At 38.7% G+C, this 23,960-nt stretch carries 19 protein-coding genes and 2 pseudogenes; 15 read left to right on the forward strand and 6 right to left on the reverse strand.

Features of this window, described 5'->3' with window-relative positions:
- Nucleotides 1–7 precede the first annotated feature (7 nt).
- The 6 genes and pseudogenes from ald to M5V91_RS06020 form a co-directional block, all read right to left on the reverse strand.
- Nucleotides 8–1,141, reverse strand: coding sequence for an alanine dehydrogenase (ald, locus tag M5V91_RS05995; RefSeq protein WP_009334075.1), 1,134 nt, complete (start codon nt 1,139–1,141; stop codon nt 8–10).
- Nucleotides 1,142–1,155: 14 nt separating this feature from the next.
- On the reverse strand, nt 1,156–2,589 hold the full coding sequence (locus tag M5V91_RS06000; protein ID WP_284521888.1) for an aldehyde dehydrogenase family protein: 1,434 nt from the start codon (nt 2,587–2,589) through the stop codon (nt 1,156–1,158).
- A 65-nt stretch (nt 2,590–2,654) separates the two neighbouring features.
- Nucleotides 2,655–3,967: pseudogene (locus M5V91_RS06005) on the reverse strand (aminotransferase family protein).
- A 233-nt stretch (nt 3,968–4,200) separates the two neighbouring features.
- Nucleotides 4,201–5,298 carry an agmatine deiminase gene (gene aguA, locus M5V91_RS06010; RefSeq protein WP_284521889.1) on the reverse strand — a complete coding sequence of 366 codons (1,098 nt, stop codon included), beginning with the start codon at nt 5,296–5,298 and terminating at the stop codon, nt 4,201–4,203.
- A gap of 253 nt (nt 5,299–5,551) precedes the next feature.
- The gene (locus M5V91_RS06015; protein WP_369425977.1) at nt 5,552–5,659 is read right to left on the reverse strand and encodes a helix-turn-helix domain-containing protein; all 108 of its coding nucleotides are present in this window, start codon (nt 5,657–5,659) and stop codon (nt 5,552–5,554) included.
- Nucleotides 5,656–6,942 (reverse strand): sigma-54 interaction domain-containing protein, encoded by a 1,287-nt coding sequence (locus tag M5V91_RS06020; protein WP_284521890.1) that lies wholly within the window; start codon nt 6,940–6,942, stop codon nt 5,656–5,658. Before M5V91_RS06020 ends, M5V91_RS06015 begins: the two co-directional genes overlap by 4 nt.
- 184 nt (nt 6,943–7,126) lie before the next feature.
- Between M5V91_RS06020 and M5V91_RS06025 the strand changes: the two genes are divergently transcribed.
- From M5V91_RS06025 to M5V91_RS06095, 15 genes and pseudogenes are all read left to right on the forward strand, one after another.
- On the forward strand, nt 7,127–7,672 hold the full coding sequence (locus M5V91_RS06025; RefSeq protein ID WP_284521891.1) for a M20/M25/M40 family metallo-hydrolase: 546 nt from the start codon (nt 7,127–7,129) through the stop codon (nt 7,670–7,672).
- Nucleotides 7,648–8,364 (forward strand): hydantoinase/carbamoylase family amidase, encoded by a 717-nt coding sequence (locus tag M5V91_RS06030; RefSeq protein WP_284521892.1) that lies wholly within the window; start codon nt 7,648–7,650, stop codon nt 8,362–8,364. Before M5V91_RS06025 ends, M5V91_RS06030 begins: the two co-directional genes overlap by 25 nt.
- Before the next feature lie 56 nt (nt 8,365–8,420).
- Entirely contained in the window at nt 8,421–9,821 is a 1,401-nt protein-coding gene (locus tag M5V91_RS06035; protein WP_071158362.1) for an aminotransferase family protein, read from the forward strand.
- Between the two features lie 27 nt (nt 9,822–9,848).
- A complete protein-coding gene (locus M5V91_RS06040) occupies nt 9,849–11,330 on the forward strand; it encodes an aldehyde dehydrogenase family protein (RefSeq protein ID WP_071158360.1) in 1,482 nt (493 codons plus the stop codon).
- Nucleotides 11,331–11,438: 108 nt separating this feature from the next.
- A pseudogene (locus tag M5V91_RS06045) lies at nt 11,439–12,775 on the forward strand (APC family permease).
- A gap of 69 nt (nt 12,776–12,844) precedes the next feature.
- Complete coding sequence (locus tag M5V91_RS06050) at nt 12,845–14,656, forward strand: amidohydrolase (protein WP_071158359.1); 1,812 nt, start codon at nt 12,845–12,847, stop codon at nt 14,654–14,656.
- 648 nt (nt 14,657–15,304) lie between these two features.
- Nucleotides 15,305–18,076: a sigma 54-interacting transcriptional regulator gene (locus M5V91_RS06055; RefSeq protein ID WP_284521893.1), complete on the forward strand. Its 2,772-nt coding sequence runs from the start codon at nt 15,305–15,307 to the stop codon at nt 18,074–18,076.
- An 83-nt stretch (nt 18,077–18,159) separates the two neighbouring features.
- Nucleotides 18,160–18,600: a PTS sugar transporter subunit IIA gene (locus tag M5V91_RS06060; protein WP_251157050.1), complete on the forward strand. Its 441-nt coding sequence runs from the start codon at nt 18,160–18,162 to the stop codon at nt 18,598–18,600.
- Nucleotides 18,578–19,054, forward strand: a complete 477-nt coding sequence (locus M5V91_RS06065) for a PTS sugar transporter subunit IIB (RefSeq protein ID WP_284521894.1) — start codon at nt 18,578–18,580, stop codon at nt 19,052–19,054. Before M5V91_RS06060 ends, M5V91_RS06065 begins: the two co-directional genes overlap by 23 nt.
- 21 nt (nt 19,055–19,075) lie before the next feature.
- On the forward strand, nt 19,076–19,681 hold the full coding sequence (locus M5V91_RS06070; RefSeq protein ID WP_284521895.1) for a PTS mannose/fructose/sorbose/N-acetylgalactosamine transporter subunit IIC: 606 nt from the start codon (nt 19,076–19,078) through the stop codon (nt 19,679–19,681).
- Complete coding sequence (locus M5V91_RS06075) at nt 19,682–20,674, forward strand: PTS system mannose/fructose/sorbose family transporter subunit IID (protein ID WP_284521896.1); 993 nt, start codon at nt 19,682–19,684, stop codon at nt 20,672–20,674.
- 18 nt (nt 20,675–20,692) lie between these two features.
- A complete protein-coding gene (locus tag M5V91_RS06080) occupies nt 20,693–21,748 on the forward strand; it encodes an SIS domain-containing protein (RefSeq protein WP_251157053.1) in 1,056 nt (351 codons plus the stop codon).
- Nucleotides 21,749–21,864: 116 nt separating this feature from the next.
- The gene (locus M5V91_RS06085) at nt 21,865–22,131 is read left to right on the forward strand and encodes a phosphocarrier protein HPr (protein ID WP_251157054.1); all 267 of its coding nucleotides are present in this window, start codon (nt 21,865–21,867) and stop codon (nt 22,129–22,131) included.
- A gap of 94 nt (nt 22,132–22,225) precedes the next feature.
- On the forward strand, nt 22,226–22,393 hold the full coding sequence (locus M5V91_RS06090) for a hypothetical protein (RefSeq protein ID WP_251157055.1): 168 nt from the start codon (nt 22,226–22,228) through the stop codon (nt 22,391–22,393).
- Between the two features lie 129 nt (nt 22,394–22,522).
- Nucleotides 22,523–23,881: an IS1182 family transposase gene (locus M5V91_RS06095; protein ID WP_009336809.1), complete on the forward strand. Its 1,359-nt coding sequence runs from the start codon at nt 22,523–22,525 to the stop codon at nt 23,879–23,881.
- Nucleotides 23,882–23,960 lie beyond the last annotated feature (79 nt).

Genomic DNA, 23,960 nt, shown 5'->3' on the forward strand with positions numbered 1-23,960 from the left:
CGGCTTCCTAATTATTAACTTCCTCTTTGGCTAATATTTTCATCGGTTGGACATATTCATAGCCGAGATCGTTTGCTACAGCTTTATAGGTGACTTCACCATTAATGGTGTTCAGTCCTGCTGCAAGAGCTGGATTTTCAATCAATGCTTTCTTTACACCTTTATTGGCAATTTGCAGCGCGTATGGAACTGTCACATTTGTAAGGGCGATAGTTGATGTTTGCGGAACAGCTCCCGGCATGTTTGCCACAGCATAATGGATAACACCATGCTTAATATATGTTGGGTTATCATGAGTAGTGACTCTGTCAGCTGTCTCAATAATACCTCCTTGGTCAACGGCGACATCAACAACTACAGATCCTGCTTCCATTGATTTAATCATTTCTTCCGTCACTAGTTTCGGTGCCTTCGAGCCTGGGATGAGTACAGCTCCAATCACTAAATCGGAATCTGCAACCGCCTTGGCAATGTTAAAAGGATTAGACATAAGTGTTTGGATTTGGCTGCCAAAAATATCATCGATTTGGCGCAAGCGATCTGGGCTTAAATCGATGATTGTTACATCAGCACCCAGACCCATTGCGATTTTTGCAGCATTTGTTCCTGCAACGCCACCGCCAATGACGGTAACCTTTCCTCTCTTAACGCCTGGTACACCAGAAAGAAGAATTCCTTTCCCGCCTTTCGTTTTCTCTAGAAGCTGTGCACCAATTTGGGCGGACATTCTTCCAGCTACTTCACTCATTGGAGTAAGCAGCGGCAGCGTATTTCCTGCTTGTACTGTTTCATATGCGATAGCTGTTACTTCATTTTCCACCAGTGCTCTTGTCAGTTCAGGTTCTGCTGCTAAATGCAGGTAAGTAAATAAAATAAGGCCTTTTCGGAAATACTTGTATTCACTTGAAATAGGTTCCTTGACCTTCATAATCATTTCTGCATTTGCCCAAACCTTCGCTGCGGCTGATTCAATAGAGGCACCAACCTCTTGATAGAACTCGTCCCTAAATCCACTCCCAAGTCCCGCTCCACTCTCGATCACTACCGTATGTCCAGCATTAACCAGGCTCATAGCACCGGCTGGGGTTAGAGCTACCCGATTCTCATTATTTTTAATTTCCCTCGGTACTCCAATAATCATTTAAATAACCTCCATTAATCATTATTATTAAAGATTACTAGCTTGAGCTCAGTCATTTCCTCGATGGCATATTTAATCCCTTCACGTCCAATGCCGCTTTCTTTTACACCGCCATAAGGCATGTGGTCAACACGGAAGGTGGGTATATCATTAATGAGGACTCCGCCAACATGCAATTTCTTTGATGCCTGTAAAGCAGTGTGAATATTATCTGTATAAATGCCAGCCTGCAGCCCATAACGGGAATCATTAACAAAATCAATCGCTTCCTCAACAGAGTTGACCTTGTTTATTAAAACAATTGGAGCGAAAACCTCCTGACATGACACCTTAGATGTTGGATTCACACCTAGTAAAACAGTAGGGAGGAGGATATTACCTTCACTGGCTCCGCCTGCAGCAACGATTGCCCCATTTTGTTTTGCCTCTGAAATCCATTCAAGGGTTCTTTCCACTTCCTTAGGATTAATTAAAGCAGAAACATCTGTGTCAGGATTTAAAGGATCTCCAGCTTTCAATTGTTGTGCTGCTTTAACAAATTTTTCAACGAAGCTGGTGTAGCTATCCTTATGGACATAAATTCTCTGAAGGGAAATACAAACCTGACCCTGATAACTGAAGGCTCCTTCTACACAGCGCTTAATGATTTTGTCGATATCAATATTTTTATCTACAATGAGTGCAGCGTTAGATCCCAGTTCCAGTGTGACATGTTTTAATCCCGCTTTATTCCTGATGCCGATTCCGACCTCGGGGCTGCCCGTAAAAGTAATTTTCTTCACTCGATCATCTGATATCAGCTTTTCACCTATGACCGGGCCACTTCCTGTTACTACATTCAAAGCACCTGGCGGCAGCCCGGCTTTTTGCATAAGTTCAGCAAGCAAATAGGCCGAAATGGGCGTCTGGCCTGCTGGCTTTAATACGACTGTATTTCCAGCGGCAATTGCAGGTCCAACCTTATGGGCAACGAGATTCATCGGAAAGTTAAAAGGAGTAATGGCTCCGATAACTCCAAGTGGTTCTTTTACAGTGTAAGCGAATCTCCCTTCACCGCCTGGAGCTGCATCCAGCGGGATTGTTTCTCCGCTAATTCTTTTAGCTTCCTCAGCAGCAAATTTGTAAGTTTGAATCGTTCTTGCCACTTCTCCTTTAGCGGTTTTTAGCGGCTTCGCCGCCTCTAAAGAAAGAATTTCAGCAGCTTGATCAAAGTGCGCTTCAAATAGGCCTGCGAGGTTTTCAAGGATTTTTGCCTGCTGATGGCTTGGCATTTCAGACATAATCGTTCTCGCCTTGTATGCAGCTTCTATAGCGGAATTGACTTCTTCCACTGTTGCACTTGGGATTTCTGCGATCAGTTCTTTGCTATAAGGAGAGAATAGGGGGTTATAATGTTTTGCTTTTGCCCACTCTCCATTGATAAACAGGTGATATTTTTTCATAAGCATATAACCTCCAAATTTTTGAACAAGATTAATTACTTTTTAAAAAAGTCCAGTTCTGAAATAAAAGTCTACACTTTTTGCTCTATTTGATAGATGGCATGATGGATAATTTCTACTAAACGATCAATCTCCTGCTTATTAATTGAAAGAGGGGGGCAAATACAAGTATATCCATCTTATCGAATACAACAGATCGGCAAATGAGTCCCTGTTTGGCTGCCTCATTGACAATCAGAGGGGCTAGGGGTCCCGCTGCCGATTGTTGGCTATTTAATTCAATAGCTCCCATAAGCCCTAACGCCCTGACATTTTTAACAATCTCTCTCTCTCCTTGGATCCATCTAAAGCCCTTGAGCATTTCTGCACCCATATTTTTGGCGTTCTCAATTAAGTTTTCATTTTCAATTATTTCAATATTCTTCAGTGCTACTGCGCATGCCATTGGATGACCGCTATAAGTATAGCCATGCAGGAGTGTGCCAGTTGATAATCGTTTAAAATCTTCATATATCTTTTCAGAGAGGACCACTCCGCCAAGCTGTGCATATCCACTAGTGACTCCTTTTGCAAAACACATTAAATCGGGGGCAACACCATAATGCTCAATTCCAAAGTATTTTCCTGTCCGCCCAAATCCGGTAATGACTTCATCCGTGATAAAAAGAATATTGTATTTATCACAAATATTTCTTACATTTTTAAAATACTCCTCAGGAGCAATATGAACTCCTCCAGCTCCTTGTACGGGCTCTGCAATAAAGGCAGCAATTGTATCAGGTCCTTCAGATATTACGGCTTCTTCAAACGCTTTTGCCGAAAAATTATCCGTATGATAAAAATCCGGTGCCAAGGAATTAGTGAAATCCCTGAAAGGCTTTAGGCCTGTTGCGCTGGTTGCCCCCATTGCAACCCCATGGTAGGACTTTATTCGGGAAATTATTTTCTTTTTCTCAGGCTGCCCTTTTAAAATCCAATAATGTCTTGCTAACTTATAAGCGGTATCATTGGCCTCTGATCCCCCAGAAGTAAAAAAGGTGGCATTTAAATCCCCAGGTGTGACCTCTGCTATTTTAGCAGCTAATCGAATAGCTGGTTCATTGCTAAATGTCGCGAAGCAGGAGCTAAAAGCCAGCTTATTCATTTGTTCCATGGCAGCAATACCCAGCTCTTTTCGCCCATGTCCAATATTTACATTCCAAAGAGAGGACATTCCATCAATAACCTTTTTCCCATGAACATCTTCGAGATATATGCCGTCTCCTTTTGTAAAAATATAGGCAGGGCCATTTTCCTGCTGTTGTTGAATAGGGGATGTAGGATGCATGAAATGCTTTTTGTCCAATTCCGCCAATTCTTGATAAGTAAGTTCATTTGCGATCATTATCATTCTCACCTCATACTTTAAATTTAAGTTTCTAAAAAGAACATAATGGCTTTCTTCTTACATCTAATTACAATGCAAGGATTGTGCCAAATATTATATGTAAGCCATTTTTTCCGGGGAACACACAAAAAAAGAGCTGAATTAAAATTCAGCTCGAGTTTTTTTAAAAATAAGAGTATAAGTTTTCACGAGTATTAAAAATGCTTAGTTATGTGACGCTTTAGCTTTTCTTATGGCCACGGCTGCTGCTGAGTGATGCAATGAATGTTTCCTCCGCCAACTGACACCTCACGAGTGTTAACCGTAACAATTTGCCGGTCCGGGAACATTCTTTGAAAAGCGGCGACAGCATGCTCATCCTGGGGATCATTAAATGTTGGCAAAATAACTCCACCGTTACATAAATAACAATTAATATAAGTAGAAATAAAGGTCACGTGTGTTGACCGTTCGTAACTATGTCTGGAGTAATCAATTTCAAAACTTTCAGCTTCGCTTAATGTTATTTGTTTCGGCATTTGTATTTTGTGTATTTTTAGTTTTCTGCCTTTTGCATCTGTTGCATTCTTCAGCCGTTCGTATGCATCCTGAAGCACTTCATACTGAGGATGAATCGGGTCATCTGTCCAGCTCATGGCAATTTCACCAGGCTTAACAAAAAATAAAACCTCGTCCACATGCCCATCTGTTTCATCTCCGACCAGCCCATCCTTTAACCAGATGATCTTTTCTACATTCAGGAATTCAGAAAGTCTTTCTTCTACCTCTTCTTTTGTTAAATTTTTATTTCGGTTTTTATTTAAAACACACTGTTCGGTAGTAATTAGCGTGCCTTCACCATCCACGGTTATAGCGCCGCCTTCTAAAACAAATTCTGTTGCATCGTACCGGCTTATATGCTCGATCTCTAATACTTTTCGTTTTACTTGGAGATCTAAATCCCAAGGGAAATATAAACCCTCTTCAATTCCTCCCCAGGCATTAAACCCCCAGTCAATCCCGCGCACCTCACCTTGATCATTTTTCACAAAGGTTGGACCAATATCTCTCATCCAGGCATCGTTAGAGGAAATTTCAATTACGCGGATATGTTCAGGTAAAAGGGCGCGGGCATTTTCGAATTGTTCCGGTCTTACACACATGGTAACAGGTTCAAATTGGGCAATCGCTTTTGCAACTTCGACATATACCCTTTGAGCAGGCTTAGCTCCAGCTCTCCACGTATCCGTTCTGACTGGCCAAAGCATCCAGGTCCCCTTATGTTTTTCAAATTCTCCCGGCATTCTAAAACCGTCTTTTTTTGGTGTTCCATTCATTGTTAATACCATGTTTTATCCCCCTAAACTCAGTAATTCATCGTAATTATTGACAGAGCCTTTATATAAAGAAAGCAGCGATGCTTTAAAAAACTCCCTCCTTAAACTGTATTTACTAGGTTTCTGTTGCAAGTTCCATGCCAAGATTAAGAAGAGAATTTTAAATGCTTATATCCAATTTTTTTCGTTTTCTAAGCCTTTGGTAAATTTGTTTTTCGAATAAATGAACCGATTTCGAATCAATTCATGTTTTAGTTTATGTAACTTATAAATTATATTTTTGCAGTCTTCTTATCAAGGAGGATTGTGTTATTCCAAGTGCTTTGGCGGCTTTCCTGGTGGAGTTATGTTCTTTTTGGGCATCAATAATCAGCTTTTTTCAATTTCCTCGATATAACTAGGAAGACTTTGGCCATTTAGTTTGGGAGGAAACGCACTTTCCTTCTTCTGAACCTCTCTTAATACCTTTTCCGATAAGTCGCTTTTATCAATTATTTCTGACTTTGCAGTGACAACTAAACGTTCGATCATGTTCTCTAATTCACGAATATTACCAGGCCAGCTATAATTCTGCAGATAATCAACCAGCTCTTTTCCTAAGACAGTGGACTTTCGATATTTTGTTTTGAAAAGTTCAAGGTAATGAAAAACAAGAGGAATAATATCATCCTTTCTTTCTCTTAGCGCCGGGATTTGAATTGAAACAACGTTCAATCTATAATATAAATCCTCTCTGAATCGCTTTTCTTGGACCATTTCCAGAAGGCTTTGATGGGTAGCGGTAATAATCCGTACATCTACCTGTTTTAATTCGGTGGAACCAATAGGAAAAAATGACTTTTCCTGAACCAATTGAAGAAGCTTGGGCTGCAGAGTTAAAGGCAGTTCCCCGATTTCGTCAAGAAAAAGGGTACCTCCATTTGCCTTCTCAACTAATCCGATTTTCCCGCTATTGTTTGCTCCGGTGAATGCTCCTTTCTTGTATCCAAATAATTCTGATTCCAGCAGAGTTTCAGGAATTGCTCCACAATTTATTTGAATAAACGGTTTATCGGTTCGGTTGCTCCTTCTGTGAATCATTGATGCAATCATGCTTTTCCCGACCCCAGTCTCTCCGGTTAAGAGGATGGTTACGTCTAATGATGCAATTCTCCCGATTAAATCCAAAATTTCCTCATGTTTTTTGCTATTGCCAATAATGATGTGATTGTTTTTCTTTTCTGATTCCTTGACCTTCATTTCCTGGAGTTCATCCCAATACTTTTGGAGAAGTATTTCCGCTTTTTCCAGCTGAAGGGAGGACCTGACAGTATCCGTTATATCCTTAACATTGACCAGGACATACTGGGTCTTATCTTCTTTTATTTCAACAAAATAGCCAGTTGCTAAGTATTGTCGCCCTTTAGAGGTTTGAACCTTTGTCACGGTCTCTCTTTTTTCTAACACAATATTTGTAATGGACGGGGTGAATAAGCCGTCTTTTTCAAGATCAGATACACTTCTTCCGATAACCTTAGAGCGCGGTGCTCCCATTTGCTTTGAACTAGTGTCATTAATCCATAGAGCGATGCCATTATGGTCAGCTATAAAAATCCCATCTTTTAAATGATTAAACATATGATGAAAATGTTTATCTTCAAAAAACTTTTTGCTCATATTAAGCCCCCAAAGTATGATCGATAGAGTTTGATTCGTTTTCGATTCAAAATGAACCGGAATTGGTTCGAAATAATTACTATATTATTAATTTTCAGATTAATAGTCAAATAAATATTGATATTTAGGATGATTTTCACTTTGGCATAAAAATTGCATTAAAAATAGTTGAGGAGGTAAGTAAATGGAAACTACGAAACTCATGGTTAATAGAAAACGCCTGCTTGATACGATTAATGTAAGTTCTTCCATTGGAGCGTTAGAAAATGGAGGATTAAATCGGCTGGCTTTAACAGAAGAAGATAAAAAGATGAGAAATATATTTGTTAAATGGCTGCAGGAAGAGAAGCTGGACGTACGAGTTGACGACCTTGGAAATATTTACGGAAGGAGAAAAGGAAAGTTTAATGATAGTCCAGCTGTTGCAATTGGATCTCATTTAGATACACAGCCCTGCGGCGGACGGTTTGACGGAATCCTGGGTGTTTTAACCGCCTTGGAGGTCATCCGTACATTAAACGAAAATAATATTGAAACTAATTATCCAATTGAAATAGTTAATTTTACTAATGAAGAAGGTGCCCGTTTTGAGCCTCCGATGCTTGGATCAGGTGGTGTTGCAGGTGAATTTACAACAGACTTTATCTATAACACAAAGGATAATGAGAACATTTCGTTCCAGGAGGCATTAAAAAAATTCAATACATGGGAGACGAAAAGCACAGATTAAGAGATATAAAATACTTTATCGAGCTCCATGTGGAACAAGGTCCCATTCTTGAAAAAAACAACAAGTTAATTGGAATTGTCGAAGGAATTCAAGGAATAAGCTGGCTGAATGTAAAGGTAGTAGGAGAGACAAATCACGCTGGGCCTACTCCGATGGAAGACCGAAAGGATGCCTTGGCACCTTCAGCTAAAATGGTTACCAAAGTATATGAAATAACAAATGAAATAGAAGGTTTGAAAACGACAGTAGGAAAACTTAATGTCAAACCGAATATTACGAATGTTATACCTGGTGAAGTAGAGTTCATGATTGACGTGCGGCACAAGGATGATGAGATTAGAGCTGGTACAATTGATAGACTAAGAGAGCAGTTAGGCACAATTGCGGTAATGAATAATGTTGAAGTTACGATTTCAACAGATTGGAATTCGGATGCTGTGCTATTTTCCTCCGAAGTTATGGATGCAATTAGTGAAGCTGCAGGCGTGTTGGGATATTCCACTTTAAGATTATTTAGCGGTCCAGGACATGATGCAAAATATATAAGTAAAATGGCCGACACCGGGATGATTTTTTTACCCAGTATTAACGGGATTAGCCATAATGAAAAAGAATTGACTTTAGAGGACGACATTGAGAAGGGTGCAAATGTCCTTCTGAACACGATTCTAAAGCTTGCAAGGGCTCATTAACTTTTATTTATTTAATTGGCTTTTTAAAACTATTTTAACTGGAGGCATGTTTGAAAATGAACCAAAATCAAACAATTATGAATGGAAAAAACGAATTGCTGGCAAGTGAACTTTCCGCTTTAGATCGCAGGCATCTCCTTCATCCATCTACGAATCCAAAATTACAGGCGCAAACAGGCCCAAAACTTATTTTTACAGGTGGAGAGGGAATTTACCTCCATGACATGAGCGGCAAAAAATATATTGATGGAGTTTCCATGCTGTGGAATGTAAATTTAGGGCATGGAAATAAGGAAATGGCTGAAGCTGCCTATAATCAGATGGTCAATGTTGCGTATGCTTCGGCATTTTATGGCTATGCAAATGAACCAACTGTTCGCTTGGCTGAAAAAATTGCTTCATTAACACCGGGAGATTTAAATACCGTTTTCTTCACTTCCGGTGGATCGGAATCAAATGATACTGCCTTTAAATTATCCAGGTTTTATTGGCAATTGCAGGGATACACCGAAAAAAGAACGATTATTTCATTAAAGAGAGGGTATCACGGTGTAACAGTTTCTGCACAAAGGGCAACTGGTATAGAGGTTTACCGTGAATTCTCGGGATCTACTGACCCGGATATCGTGAATGCAAAAGCTCATTTAACAGAGTGTGAACTTGGTGACACGAACCATCCAGAGTATGAGGGATGTATTAGAAGCATCATTGAAAAATTAGGAAAAGATAAGGTTGCAGCTGTTATTGTAGAGCCAATCCAAGGAGCTGGCGGAGTCCATATTCCTCCTGATGGCTATCTTCAGGCTGTTAGAAAATTATGTGATGAGTTTGATATCCACCTTATAGCAGACGAGGTTATCTGTGGTTTTGGACGTACAGGAAAAATGTTCGGGGTAGATCATTGGGATGTTGTTCCGGACTTTATGTCAATCGCAAAGGGGATAACCAGCGGGTACATTCAACTTGGCGGTGTGGTCATGAGAGAAAAAATCAGAGATGCCTTTACATCATATGACGGCATGCTTGCGCATGGATTCACTTACAGCGGGCATCCGACAGCTTGTGCAGTGGGATTAAAAAATATTGAAATTTTAGAACGAGATGGTCTTATTGAAAAAGCCCGGATATTGGGAGAACGATTAGAGAAGGGGCTTCTTTATTTAGAAGACAAATATGAATTTGTATCAGGGTCAAGAGTGAAGGGTTTATTGGCTGGTTTTGATTTAATGAAGGATCCAGATCAAAATATTCCTTTTGATGAATCTGTAAAAGCATCGGTTAGTGTGGTAGATGAAGCATATCAAAGGGGCTTATTGATTAGGCCATTTGATTTTGAACCAGGGATGAACATTGTTGCGATTGCTCCTCCTTTTATCACTAGTGATAATGAGTTGGAACGAATTATCCATATTGTAGATGATTCTTTAGCAGCCTTTTCAAAAAAGGTCACAAAATAATTTGAGTAAGCAAGGAGGAAGATCCGGATGGTTGGCAATACGGTGGAATTGCACCCCAAAGTGATAGAATTTTTAAAAGAACCAAAAAAACTATTTATCAATGGAGAATGGGTTGAGTCCATTGAAGGAGATACAATTCAAACGATAAATCCTGCTACAGGAGAAGAGTTAGCTATTGTATATGCTGCGTCAGAAAAGGATGTTCATTTAGCTGCCGAAGCGGCTTCAAGGGCATTTGAAGAGGGACCCTGGCCGAATATTTCCTCTGCAGAAAGATCTAAGCTCATGCATAAACTGGCTGATTTAATGGAACGGGACATGCAGGTGCTGGCAGAGCTTGATACATTAGACAATGGGAAGCCCATTAAAGAAATGTTAACTGGCGATCTCCCTAATGCAATCGAACAGCTAAGATATTTTGCAGGCTGGACGACAAAGATGACTGGACAGACCATTCCTATTTCAACAACTCATTTAAACTATACTCACCATGAGCCAGTCGGTGTGGTTGGGCAGATTATTCCGTGGAATTTTCCCATCATGATGGCCCTATGGAAAATAGCTCCCGCTCTTGCAACAGGCTGTACTATTATATTAAAACCTGCAGAACAAACACCTTTATCAGCTTTATATTTAGCTAAGTTAATAGAGGAAGCAGGTTTCCCAAAAGGGGTTGTCAACATTCTTAATGGCTATGGAAAAATAGCCGGAAATGCGCTTGTTAAACATCCAAAGGTAAATAAAATTGCTTTCACTGGTTCAACACCTGTTGGTCGAGCCATTATGAAAGAAGCTGCAAACACGATGAAACGAGTAACCTTGGAGCTTGGAGGCAAATCACCAAATATTATTTTGCCTGATGCGGATCTGGATAAAGCGATACCAGGTGTATTTTCCGGGATTATGGCAAATCAAGGTCAAGTATGCTGCGCGGGCTCAAGAGTGTTTATACCAGATCATCTTTATAACCAGGTAATGGATAGACTGGTAGATTATGCAGAAAAGGTAAAACTGGGTAATGGTTTGGATGAGTCAACAGAAATGGGTCCACTCGTCTCTAAAAGACAGCAGGAAATTGTAGCATCCTATATAGAAAAGGGGATAAAAGAAGGTGCAAATCTTCTAATAGGCGGAAAAAGCTTAGACAAAGGCTATTTTGTTCAGCCAACCGTATTTGCTGATGTACAGGATGAAATGTCTATAGCCAGAGAAGAGATTTTCGGTCCAGTTGCAGCTGCGATGCCATATAAGAGTATCGATGAAGTTGTAGAACGCGCCAACTGCAGCCCATACGGATTGGCAGCAGGATTGTGGACGGAAAATTTAAAACATGCCCATACTATTTCAAGAAAATTAAAGGCTGGTACTGTGTGGGTTAATTGCTATAATATCACCAACGCAGCTGCACCTTTTGGAGGATATAAAGAATCCGGATTTGGCCGCGAGATGGGGTCATATGCATTAAATAGCTACACGGAAGTAAAGAGTGTATGGGTTAACTTAGAGTAATTAGCCTTACTTAATGGCCTTCAATAAATAGAATGTTAATCGAAGGCTGTTAGGTAAAATTCTTCTCGAAATGAAAGCGGATTCAATATAGAGGGAAAGGGTGTTTATATGGATGATACGAATCAACTTCAGCGAAGGTTGAAATTAAAGCATGTTGTCGCAATTGGAATTGCTTATATGTCTCCATTTGCTGTATTTGATACTTTCGGAATTGCTTCGGATGTATCCTCAGGGCATGTGCCGGCAGCATATATTATCGTTTTTACTGCAATCCTTTTTACGGCTTTGAGCTATGGAAAGTTAGTTAAGAAATACCCAACGGCAGGTTCAGTTTATACTTATACAAAAAATATTTTGAACCCATATTTGGGAATAATCGCTGGCTGGATCACTTTTCTTGCTTATTTAGCTTTGCCAATGATCAATGCCTTATTGGCCAAAATCTATTTATCTGCTGCCTTGCCAGAGGTTCCCGATTGGATTTGGATTGTGGGGTTAATTCTTGTCATTAGTATTTTAAATATTTTTGGAGTAAAGCTGGCAGCTTCATTAAATATGCTGCTCGTTGCTTTCCAGTTTATTGTCGGAGTCCTCTTCATTTACCTTAATGTAAGATCAATTATTAAAGGACCCGAATCTTTAATTTCTATTAGTGAATTATTTCCGTCCAGTATGGGAATTTCCGGTCTATTTGCCGGTGCTGCACTTCTGGCTTTATCCTTTATCGGTTTTGATGCAATCACTACACTTTCGGAGGAGACGATTGAACCGAAAAAGACAATCCCAAGGGCGATTATTTTAGTAGCTTCAATAGGGGAATCTTCTTCTTTACGGTAACTTTCTTCATGCAGTCCCTTTTTCCTGATGTATCTGTGTTTAATGATATCGAAGGAGCCTCTCCAGAGATCGCCTATACCATTGGAGGAAATCTTTTCTTATCTATTTTCACAGCTGGCGCATTATTTTCAGTATTTGCTTCCGGCTTAGCAGCTCAAGTAAGTGCATCAAGGCTGTTATATGCTATGGGCAGAGATAACGTTTTGCCTAAAGGGTTCTTTGGGTATCTTCATCCTAATTTAAATACACCGGTCCCAAATATTCTATTTATTGGGCTTCTGGCGCTTTCCTCTCTTTTTCTGGATTTAACAATGGCAACATCACTTATAAATGTAGGGGCATTTACGGCATTTAGCTTTGTTAATATTTGTGTGATTGCAAATTATTTTAAAACCAATACAAAACGTACGATTGGATTCACCTTTGGAAACTTGATCGGCCCCCTGGTTGGACTTGGTTTCATTATATACCTATGGAGCAGCCTGGATTTTATGTCCATTATTGCAGGATTAATATGGACTTTACTCGGTATCGTTTATTTAATTATATCAACCGGCTTCTTTAGTAAAGAACCCCCAAAGATCGACTTTGAAGAGTTAGAGATGTAGCATCAACGTTTTGATTTTTTTATAGTAGTGTGTCTGAAACATCCCTAAACAATAAGGAGTGAAATGTCGATGAATAATAGATTGCGTAACAAGTTGTGGTTTTTGATTTTCATCCTTATTCCATTAATGCTCATACTTGGTGCCTGTACTGAAAAATCAGATGTAACCGCCAAAAAGGACACAAATTCTTCTGATAAAAAGGACGTGGAGGCATCTCATGATCATGCCTCACTTGTACTTAAAAATGGGAAGGTTTACACCATGGAAGAAGATCAGCCGCTTGCTGAAGCAGTTGCAATTAAAGATGGAGAAATCCAGTTTGTAGGAAGCAGTTCTGACGCGGAAAAATATGTGGGGGAGGATACTGAGGTAATTGATCTGGAAGGAAAGATGGTATCTCCTGGTTTTATGGATGGTCATACTCACCCGCCAGGTTTATGGACCTCCAAGCTTTTTGAAGTATATCTAGCAGAGCTTGAAAGCCATGAAGAATATGTCCAAGCAGTCGCTGATTTTAGGGAGAAAAATCCTAAGGCCAAAATCATTACTGGGGATGGATGGGTGAACGGTCCGTATGAACAGGCGGATGGTACCAACCCAGGCCCTAAGAAAGAGGATTTGGATGCAGTTGTTTCGGATATACCTGTTATGCTTTACTCTATCGACAAACACTCAGTATGGGTAAATTCAAAAGCGCTGGAGATTGCCGGAATTACCAAGGATACAGTGGTTCCTAAGGGTGGTATGATTGAGCGTAATCCTGACGGTTCTCCCCGGGGTGTGCTGCGGGAAGGAGCAATGGATTTGCTCGCAGATGTCCAGGCGCTGTCTAACTTAACGGATGAACAATATAAAGAGGCAATATTAGAATTTCAAAAAGAAATGCATAGCTTTGGTATGACAGGAGTCATGAATATGTCAGGCGGTGATAGAAGTTTAAAAGTACTGAATGAATTAGAAAAAGAGGGGAAGCTGACCATGCGGGTCGCCAATGCAATTGTATTTGGACCGGAAACTCAACCGGAAGAAGCGGTTGCGAAAATACAGGATGCTGGTAAAAAGTACAATTCAGATTGGCTTTCAGTGAACACCGTAAAATTATTTGCTGATGGAGTGACTGAAGGGAAAACAGCCCTCTTTGTTGAACCATATACCAAGAATGCCGGAATGGGATCCCACCACCACGGTGATGCGAATTGGAAAGAGGATACTTTTAATAAGATGGTCTCAAAGCTAGATAAGGAAGATATACAAGTACACATTCACGCAATCGGCGATGGGGCAGTTAAAATGGGCCTTGATGCCCTGGAATTGGCAAAGAAAGAAAATGAAGAGCACAATTCCCGCCACACGATTACTCATATCAGTGCGATTCAGGATAGTGACATCTCCCGTATGGCGAATTTAGGTGTTATTGCGAGCTTGCAGCCTTTTTGGTTTTACAAAGATCAGTACTATGACTTGGAAAAGGCCATGATAGGGGAGAAACGTGCATTAGCCATGTATCCGGCTAGAGAAATGTGGGATGCCGGAGTAACGATTGCCAGCAGCAGCGATTATCCGCCTACCCCTGATTATCGCCCATTGAACGCAATAGAAACAGGAGCTACAAGAAATAGTCCTTATCCAGAAGAGCAAGATACTGATTTGGTTCGCAACCTTGATCAAGCTCTTACTGTAAAGGAAATGCTGCAGTCATACACAAAGAATGTTGCGTATCAAATATATCGCGAAAATGACTTAGGCTCACTTAAAGCTGGGAAGAAAGCGGATATGGTTGTTCTTGGAGAGGATCTGACCAATATTGAACCAAAAAATATATCTGAAACCTCTATTGTTTACACGATAGTTGATGGGAAGATTGTATTTAAAGGGGAATAAAACTGATCTATGTCTGTAATTTCTCAATAAAAAGAAGCTGATACCTACTATTCGTAGATGATCAGCTTCTTTTTCTATATATTGTCATGTTTACTAGTTCTTAATCCTCTATACGAGTTTGTTATTATTTTAAGTGTCTTCATTTTACCTTAATATCTCATTTTCTTTAGGGACAAATTACACAAGTAAAGGGTTTCCGATGACGGCTGGGACGTTCGTGCGCCCTGTTCTATCGTGAATAAGAGAGGAAATATATGATAACCACATGGTATAGACATTTATAGTAATAGAAGCAAGTGTTTATATGTTTCGGCACATAGGTTCTCTATTAACTTATAGTTAAAATACGTTTGACAAAAAATTTTTAGGTCTTGAATGGGAACCGAGTTCTAATGTTTATACAGCTAAAGTTAACTTACTTAGAATTATATATGCTTTCATTTGTAAGTTGGCGGATTCACGCGATGAGTGGTATTAGGAAAGTTGAGATGTTAGAGTGTTAAATCAATTGTATGGCATTGAATTTAACTAATCTGTTCCTAGACAAATTGGAAATAAAAACTATAGAATAGCTAATAAAAATAGATTAAATTAAGGATATTAAAAAAATACAAAATATTATGAAAAGGAATGGAGGGAGGAAAAGAAATGAAAAATGAGATTACAGTATATTTGACAGAAGTTACTCGCAGGTTTTCCTTTAAAGATAGCAGTTGCCTTAAAACATTTCAAACAGAAGCAATAGCAGTTCATTTTGCAATAGATCGTACGAGAGCAAGCAGATTATTAAATGAGCTAGCTAAAGAAGGGACTTTATTAAAAATTAATACTCGCCCTGTTTGTTTTTTACACAGACAAACGCTAGAAAAACAATATGGGAGTTTGCAGCATACTGTTTATGATAGTTTGGAATCGATAGAGAAAGAGCTTATTCCCGACTCGGAGGAAATTTTTAAAAGGCTGATTGGATATGAGAAGAGTTTGAAAGAAGCCATTGAACAAGTCAAAACAGCCATTTATTACCCAAATATGGGATTGCCATTACTTCTACTAGGTCCAACTGGTGTAGGGAAGACTTTCTTCGCAAAACTTATTTATGATTATTCAAGGGCGAAAAAAATCATTTCGGATCAGGCTCCTTTTTTTGTTTTTAATTGCGCCCAGTATGCAAATAATCCCGAACTATTATCAAGCTATCTATTTGGGCATTCAAAGGGGGCTTTTACAGGCGCCTTGAAGGACCAGGTTGGTCTGATTGAACAAGCAAATAATGGGATATTGTTTTTGGACGAGGTCCATCGTTTAAATAAAGAAGGACAGGAGAAGCTATTTACCTTTATGGACCAAGGAATATTCACAAGGTTAGGTGAAACGAGTGTTGTTAGAAAGTCCAAGGTTCGATTGGTGTTCGCGACTACAGAAAGCCTGTCCGTTTTTTTAGAGACTTTTTTAAGAAGAATACCAATTAAAGTAAATATCCCTAGTCTTGAGGAACGGGGGCCAGATGAAAAAAAACAATTTATTCACCACTTTTTTATGGAAGAAAGTAAGTTACTTGGCCTGCCAATCGAGGTAACAAATAAGACTGTTGATATTTTAAACAAATATCATTATAGCGGCAATATCGGTGAATGTAAGAATACAATTAAATATGCTTGCGGCTTTGCTTTCTCTAAGAAGTCGAAAACAATGGATAAAATTTTTGTAACCCTACAGGACTTGCCAAAGCAAATTTTTAAAAATTCCCCGAATCTTTTTAATAATTACTCTGCTAAAGATGGCAGTGTGCTCTTCTCACCTAATAGTAAGCAGTCTTTTAATCATGTAAATGAAATGAAAATTACACTTATTGAACAAACCTATCAGAATTGCTTAAACTATTTCTTGAAGTTCGAGAATGATCACTTCGTTGAATCTGCATTTATAGAGAAATGTACAGATGAGATAACAGCTATGATGGATAGGTTAATATTTGAACGCCCTAATGAATCAAATAATATAATGATGGAGATTATTCTTTCAACTATGCAGGATATCTTTAGATATCTGGAATTGAATTATTATGTGAAATATGATGGCAACAGTGTTTATACATTATCATCCTATTTATTTTTTAAAGCTTATCCTTTTCAATTTTCGAAACAGGAACAGGTTCTATCTCAACGCATGCTTCAATTCATAAAAGATCATTATAAAATGGAATATTCAATTGTTTCTAAGTTGAAGGTATTTATTGAAAAACGGATGGACATTCATTTAAATCTCGAAGATTTTGTCATGATGACATTATTCTTATGTAAGGCAAAAATAAAGCAATTCCATAACCGAGTTAAAGCCATGATTATTGCCCATGGATATGCCACAGCTAGCAGCATTGCAAATGTATGTAATCGTCTTTTGGGAGTAAATGTCTTTGATTCCATTGACATGCCTGTAGAGGCTACCGTCCGTGACATTACAGTGAAAATGCTGCAATATATGGAGGAACAGGATACTTCAACTGGCTTAGTTGTTCTCGTCGACATGGGCACATTGAGTTTAATCCATGATCATATAAAAGGTGAGATTGATGGTCCACTTCTTTGTGTAGACCAGGTTTCGACCCCAGCTGCGTTAGAGATTGGAAATTATGTAATACAGGGAAGGACCGTAGAGGAAATGGTAGAACCTCTTCAAAAATCAGTACAACCTAATATAAATCTATACTATCCCACATATGGGAAGGAATACGCTATTATAACGTCTTGCTTTACTGGAATTGGAACGGCTACACAGATTCAGCAGCTTCTTTCGGAAAGTATTGGGGATTTATTAGACATTAAAGTGATAGCTCATGATTTTGACCGGCTTAAACAAAACGGAATGAACGAGGCGCCTTTAAGAATTTATGATGTACTAGCTATTGTGGGAACAGCAAATCCAGAGATAGAGGAAGTTAATTTTATTTCATTAGAGGATATTATTTCTGGTAAAGGTGAAGGTGATGTGTTTCGAATATTCGATAAAATTGCTGACTCTGAGATTATTCGTCAAGTAAACGATAGAATTATTATGAACTTTTCCCTTAGCAGGGTTATTGATTCCTTGACTATTCTTGATACAGAAAAAATTATTCATAAAGTAGAGCAGGGAATTATTCAAATAGAAAAACAGATGAGACAGAAGCTTCCAAATGACAAAAAGATAGCTTTATTTGTCCATGTAAGCTGTATGATTGAGCGATTAATAAGAAAAGCACCGATCACGGAATACCCTAATTTAGATAAATTTCAAAATAATCACACTAAGGAAATCAAATGGATAAAAAATGCTTTTAGTGTGTTGGAAGATCATTATAGTGTGCAAATGACACTGGCAGAGATCGGTTATATCTACAATATTATCGAGCCTAAAGTATTGACCCAGAAAGAATTAGTATGAAATATATAAATATTTTTCAAGCATGTCACTAGTTGGCATGCTTTTTGCATTATAAAAAATGAAAAAAATAAGGGGGATAGATCATGAAACACTTTTTAATCGCCACTCATGGGGAGTTATCCCAAGCATTTATCGAAACAGTAGAACTGATTGCTGGAAAGCAAACGAATGTTTCCTATTTTGGGATGACAAAACTAAAGTCTGGCGATATGGCGAAAAAGGAATTGAAAGAGATATTAGGCGGCAAGAAGGAGGATGAGCATTTTATTGTATTAACGGATGTGTTTGGCGGCAGTGTTACAAATATTTGTACCGAACTGCTGCTTGAAATGGATGATTTTGACCTAATTACCGGCTTAAATTTGCCGATGATACTTACTATGATTTTGACAGGCGAGGAAACAAGCGTTACTGATACAATTTCCGAAGGCGTAAGCGCAGCACAAAATGGAATTATTCATATTAATAACTTACTAAAATCCCAGAAAGGAAGTATGTGTGATGATTTCATTATTAAGGATTGACGATCGCTTAATTCACGGTCAAGTAGCATATGGCTGGACCTCTGCCCTGGGGGTTAATGTCATACTTGTAGTTAATGATGAAGCCAAAAATGACCATATGAAAGCGATGGCACTTAATCTGGCCAAGCCGTCCAGCGTAAAACTGTATATTCGAGGGGTTCAAGAATCCGGTGAGATTGTCCAAAAGTTTTCACAATCACAAAAAAGTAAGGTTTTGGTTCTTGTAAAGAATACAAATGATGCTGTTGAACTAGCAAGAAATTCAGGAGGGGTTATCAAAGAAGTAAATGTTGGCGGATTACGCTATTCGGAAGGAAAAAGAAAGTTAACAGACTTGGTAGCTGTTGATGACCAGGATCTTGCGAATTTAAAGGAAATGGAAGAAATGGGAATAGAACTTGAATTTAGAATGTTGCCCCGTGATAAGAAAAAGGGGCTAAAGGATATGATTTAAAAGATTAAAAGGGGGTTTTTGATGGCAGCACAAGCAATTATGTTAGGAATTATTGCTGGAATTGGAATTTTGGATAGTCGGATTTTTGGGGTACTGATGTTAGAGCGTCCTTTGGTTTTAGGCCTCTTAGTGGGTTTGGTTTTAGGAGATGTCCAGCAGGGTGTCATCATCGGGGCACAGCTTGAATTAATCTGGATGGGTATTGCCGGAATAGGCGCAGCTACACCTCCGGACATTGTAACAGGCGGGGTGCTAGGAACTGCTTTTGCAATTATTTCTGGCCAAGGTGTGGAGGTAGCACTAGTACTGGCTGTTCCGATTGCTGTATTAGCTCAGTCACTAGGTGTACTGGTCAGAATTATTAATACTTACTTTATGCATAAGGCTGACAAATATGCGGCAAAGGCAGATTTCCGAGGCGTAACAATAATGATGTGGATTCCTCCAATTTTGTTTTTCCTAAGCGTATTTATTCCAACTGTCTTAGCGATTATTTTAGGGGCAGAACAAGTGAAAAATTTAATTGAATCAGTCCCTAAAACGATTCTGGGAGGGTTAGAGGTTGCTGGGAATTTATTACCTGCAGTTGGATTCGCTTTACTGCTCGATATGCTGTTTTCTAAATAGATGGGTGTTTACTTTTTCCTCGGGTTTTTAGCAGCCTCCTTCTTAGATATTAATATCACAGCCATTGCGTTATTTGGAGCATGTATAGCTATAATTGTTAATCTCGTTATTAACAATAACAATAATAATCATGGTAATGACCAAAAAGCTAACATTAATAACTTAACGGAGGGGAGATCGACTTTGAGTAGTCCCAAAAAAATAACTAATAAAGAATTGCGCCAAGTATTTTGGAGATCCTTTGCCCTTCAAGGAGCCTTTAACTATGAACGGATGCAAAATTTAGGCTATGCCTTTGCTATGATTCCGGTTATCAAAAAATTATACGACAATCACGATGACCAGGTAAAAGCCCTAAACAGGCATTTGGAAATATTCAATACAACCCCGGCTGTGTCAACAACGATTATGGGGATATCCGCCGCCATGGAAGAACAAAATGCAAACGATTCTAATTTTGACTCGAATTCAATAAATGCGGTTAAAGCATCACTCATGGGTCCGCTGGCAGGTATTGGTGATTCACTGTTTTGGGGAACATTTCGAATTATTGCAGCTGGGATTGGTGTTTCACTTGCAACACAGGGAAACATTTTCGGACCTATATTGTTTTTAATCTTATTTAATATTCCTCACCTTTTTATTAGAATTGCTGGACTAAAACTGGGATATCGTGTCGGTGTAAATTCTCTTGAAAGAATACAAAAAGAAGGTTTAATGGAGAAGATTATGGCGATGACCACTACTGTCGGATTAATGGTAGTTGGAGGAATGGTCGCCACCATGTTAAAGCTGACAACCCCGCTCGAATTTAACATTAACGGTGCAAAGGTAGTTCTTCAAGATATCTTGGATCAAATATTACCGAATATGCTGCCTTTGATTGCTACATTTGTCATATATGGATTAATGAAAAGAAAAGTTAGCATTACCAAACTAACCCTAGGAATTATCGTTGTTGGAATCCTTCTACATTGGATTGGATTACTTTAAAAGAGAGGAAGAATAAAAATGAGAATTGAAGATTACATGCAAGAAACCCCAGGGAAAATGAAGGAAATTATTCAAGGTGCAGATCAATTGTTTGCCGAAGTAAGAAATAAAGAAATTGACCGTGTGGTTGTTACCGGCTCCGGTACAAGCTATCATTCTGGTCTCCAAGTACAAAAGTTAATGCAGTCCGTAACGGGTATTCGTGTAGATGTCTATTATCCATTTGCTATTAGTAGAGAAACTTTCTTAGGGGATTCTTCCAAAACGCTATTAATTGGTGTATCACAAGGTGGAAGCAGTTACTCAACTTATAATGCAATGAAATTAGCAAAAGATGCAGGTTGTATGATAGCTTCGATGGCTGGGCAAGAAAAAGCATTAATTGATGAGGTAGCGGATTTTATCTTGACAGTTAAATGCGGTGAGGAAAAAGCAGGTGCAAAGACTAAAGGATTTTACACGACTAAGTTAAACCTGACTCTATTTGCACTGCAACTTGCAAGAGAAACAAATAAAATAACATCAGCAGAATATAATGCAGAAATCATTGAATTAGAGAGAAGCGCAAATCAGTTTTTGAAAACATACGAAAAGTCTTATCAATGGATTGATGCGAATAAGGAAAGATTATCTAATGCAAAAGAAATTCGAGTTATTGGGACAAGTGAAATCTATGGCGATACATTAGAAAGTGCCCTGAAGTTGTTAGAAACGCTGCGAATTCCGGTAACTGGCTACGAGTTCGAAGAATTTATTCATGGTATTTATAATGCGGTCAATGAAGATTCTACTATTATTATTTTAGATACTGGAGTAGAAAAACGAGTAAAGAAAATGATAGAGGTGCTATCTGATTGGACTGAAAATATCTATGTAATTGGATGTGAGTCTGATGAGAATTCTCGAAGCCTGGCTGCTGAGTTTATCAACCACCCCTATTATAAGACCTATGAATATATTATCCCGATTCAGTTAATGTGTGCAATAATTCCACCACTAAGGGGAGTGGATCCCAGTATTCCAAAAGATCCAAAGTTTCATCAGAAATTAGGAAGTAAAAAATTAAATAACTAATATTCACTTAAGGCTACCATAGTCTCAAAAGCAGGAATATGTGAGACTATGGTTATTTTCTAACAATTTTAGTGACCTTTAAGTATTATAAAGGGTAGATAAAGGAGATTGAACTAATGACTGAAAAAATATTTACAATTGTAGATAAAGAAGGAATCCACGCACGCCCTGCATCACTATTGGTTCAAACAGCAAACAAGTACAGTTCTGACACTTCTATAGAGTTTAATGGAAGCAAGGGGAATTTAAAATCCATCATGACTATTATGACTTTAGGTATTCACCAAGGAGCAAAAATAAAAATAAGTACTTCAGGCCCTGATGGAAATGAAGCACTTGCTGCTATTGAGGAGGTATTGAAACGTGAAGGGTTGGGTGAATGATAACAATTTGGCTAAAAGGGATTTGGGTGCGAATACTTTTCAAAAATGTCGCTGACGTTGCAGTGACCGCTCAATAAGTCAAGTGACTAAAATCGTGAACCAACTTAATGGGGATTATCTGGAACTATTGGAAAAGACGATACAATCAGCATTGTATTTAATGAAATTGTTGATGTCCAAAGACGTCTATACATTAGTGACGAACAAATATTCAACCGGGATCGAAAATGATAAAAAGTTGTCTTTTATAAAAGGAGCATAACATATTTTCCTACTGATTAAACAGCGAAGTAATTCGCTTCAGACTGTCGACAAACTCGATGAAAATCGTGCTTGTCTGCAGTCTTTTTTATTTTAAAATAGAAGTAATACAATGCTTGAGGTGATTTAAATGCTTTCAAAACATAATCCAATTCAACGGGATCAAATTGAAATGGTTGCTTTAGACGAACTTGTACCGGCGGACCATTTGGTCCGCAAAATTGAAGCGGCGATTAATTTCTCATTCATCTATGACTTGGTAAAAGATAAGTATTCAGAAAAAGGCCGCCCAAGTATTGACCCTGTAATATTAATTAAACTCACATTTATTCAATATACCTTCGGTATTCGCTCCATGCGTCAAACAATTGAAGAATTGAAAACGAATATGGCTTATCGATGGTTTTTAGGATATGGCTTTCACGATAAAGTTCCTCACTTCTCAACTTTCGGTAAAAATTATGAGCGCCGATTTAAAGACACCGATCTCTTTGAACAAATATTTTACCGAATCTTAAAAACCGCAGCTGAAAAGAATTTAATTAGTGCTGAACACGTTTTTGTAGATTCTACTCATGTAAAAGCGAGTGCAAATAAACGCAAATTTGAAAAGAAAGTTGTTCGAAAAGAAACCCGTGCTTATCAAGAACGCCTTCAAGAGGAGATTAACCAAGACCGCGAGGATCATGGAAAAAAGCCGTTTCCACCTGATAAGTTTGATAAAGAAGAATACAAAGAAATCAAGGAAAGTACAACAGATCCAGAGAGTGGCTACTATGTAAAAGATGAGCGTACAAAACAGTTCGCTTATTCTTTCCATGCGGCTGCAGACCGCAACGGCTTCGTGTTAGGCGCAATTGTAACCCCTGGTAACACGCATGATAGTCATATTTTAGAGCCATTGGTAGAACAAGTCATTGAGAAAGTTAGTAAACCAAAAGCTGTTGCGGCAGACGCAGCCTATAAAACACCTGCTATCACGAGCTACTTATTGAAAAACGACATCACACCTGCTTTACCTTACACACGACCTCGCACAAAAGAGGGTTTCTTCAGAAAACATGAGTATGTTTATGATGAGCATTTTGACTGTTACATTTGCCCAACTGGTGAGATATTAAAATATACTACAACTACAAAGGAAGGCTATCGTCAATATAAATCAGATCCTCGAATTTGTGCTGGATGCCCTTTCTTGTCTCAATGCACACAGAGTCAAGCACATCAAAAACTGATTCAACGTCATGTGTGGGAGGAACATGTGGAAGAAGCAGATCATCTTCGCCACCATCAAGACGTCAAACCGATCTATGAAAAACGCAAAGAAACAATTGAACGAGTATTCGCAGATGCAAAAGAAAAGCATGGCATGCGTTGGACAACCCTCAGGGGACTTAAAAAAATGTCGATGCAGGCGATGCTTACTTTCGCTGCCATGAATTTGAAGAAAATGGCCAACTGGACTTGGCAAGGTCCAGAAATGGCCTAAATGATAACCTCGGAGAGGTCTGCAATTCTCTGTAACTACTTGAAGTCCTACAAAAAATCAAAAAAAGAGTTCGGAATGA

The sequence above is a fragment of the Cytobacillus pseudoceanisediminis genome (assembly GCF_023516215.1).
GTDB lineage: Bacteria > Bacillota > Bacilli > Bacillales > Cytobacillaceae > Cytobacillus > Cytobacillus pseudoceanisediminis.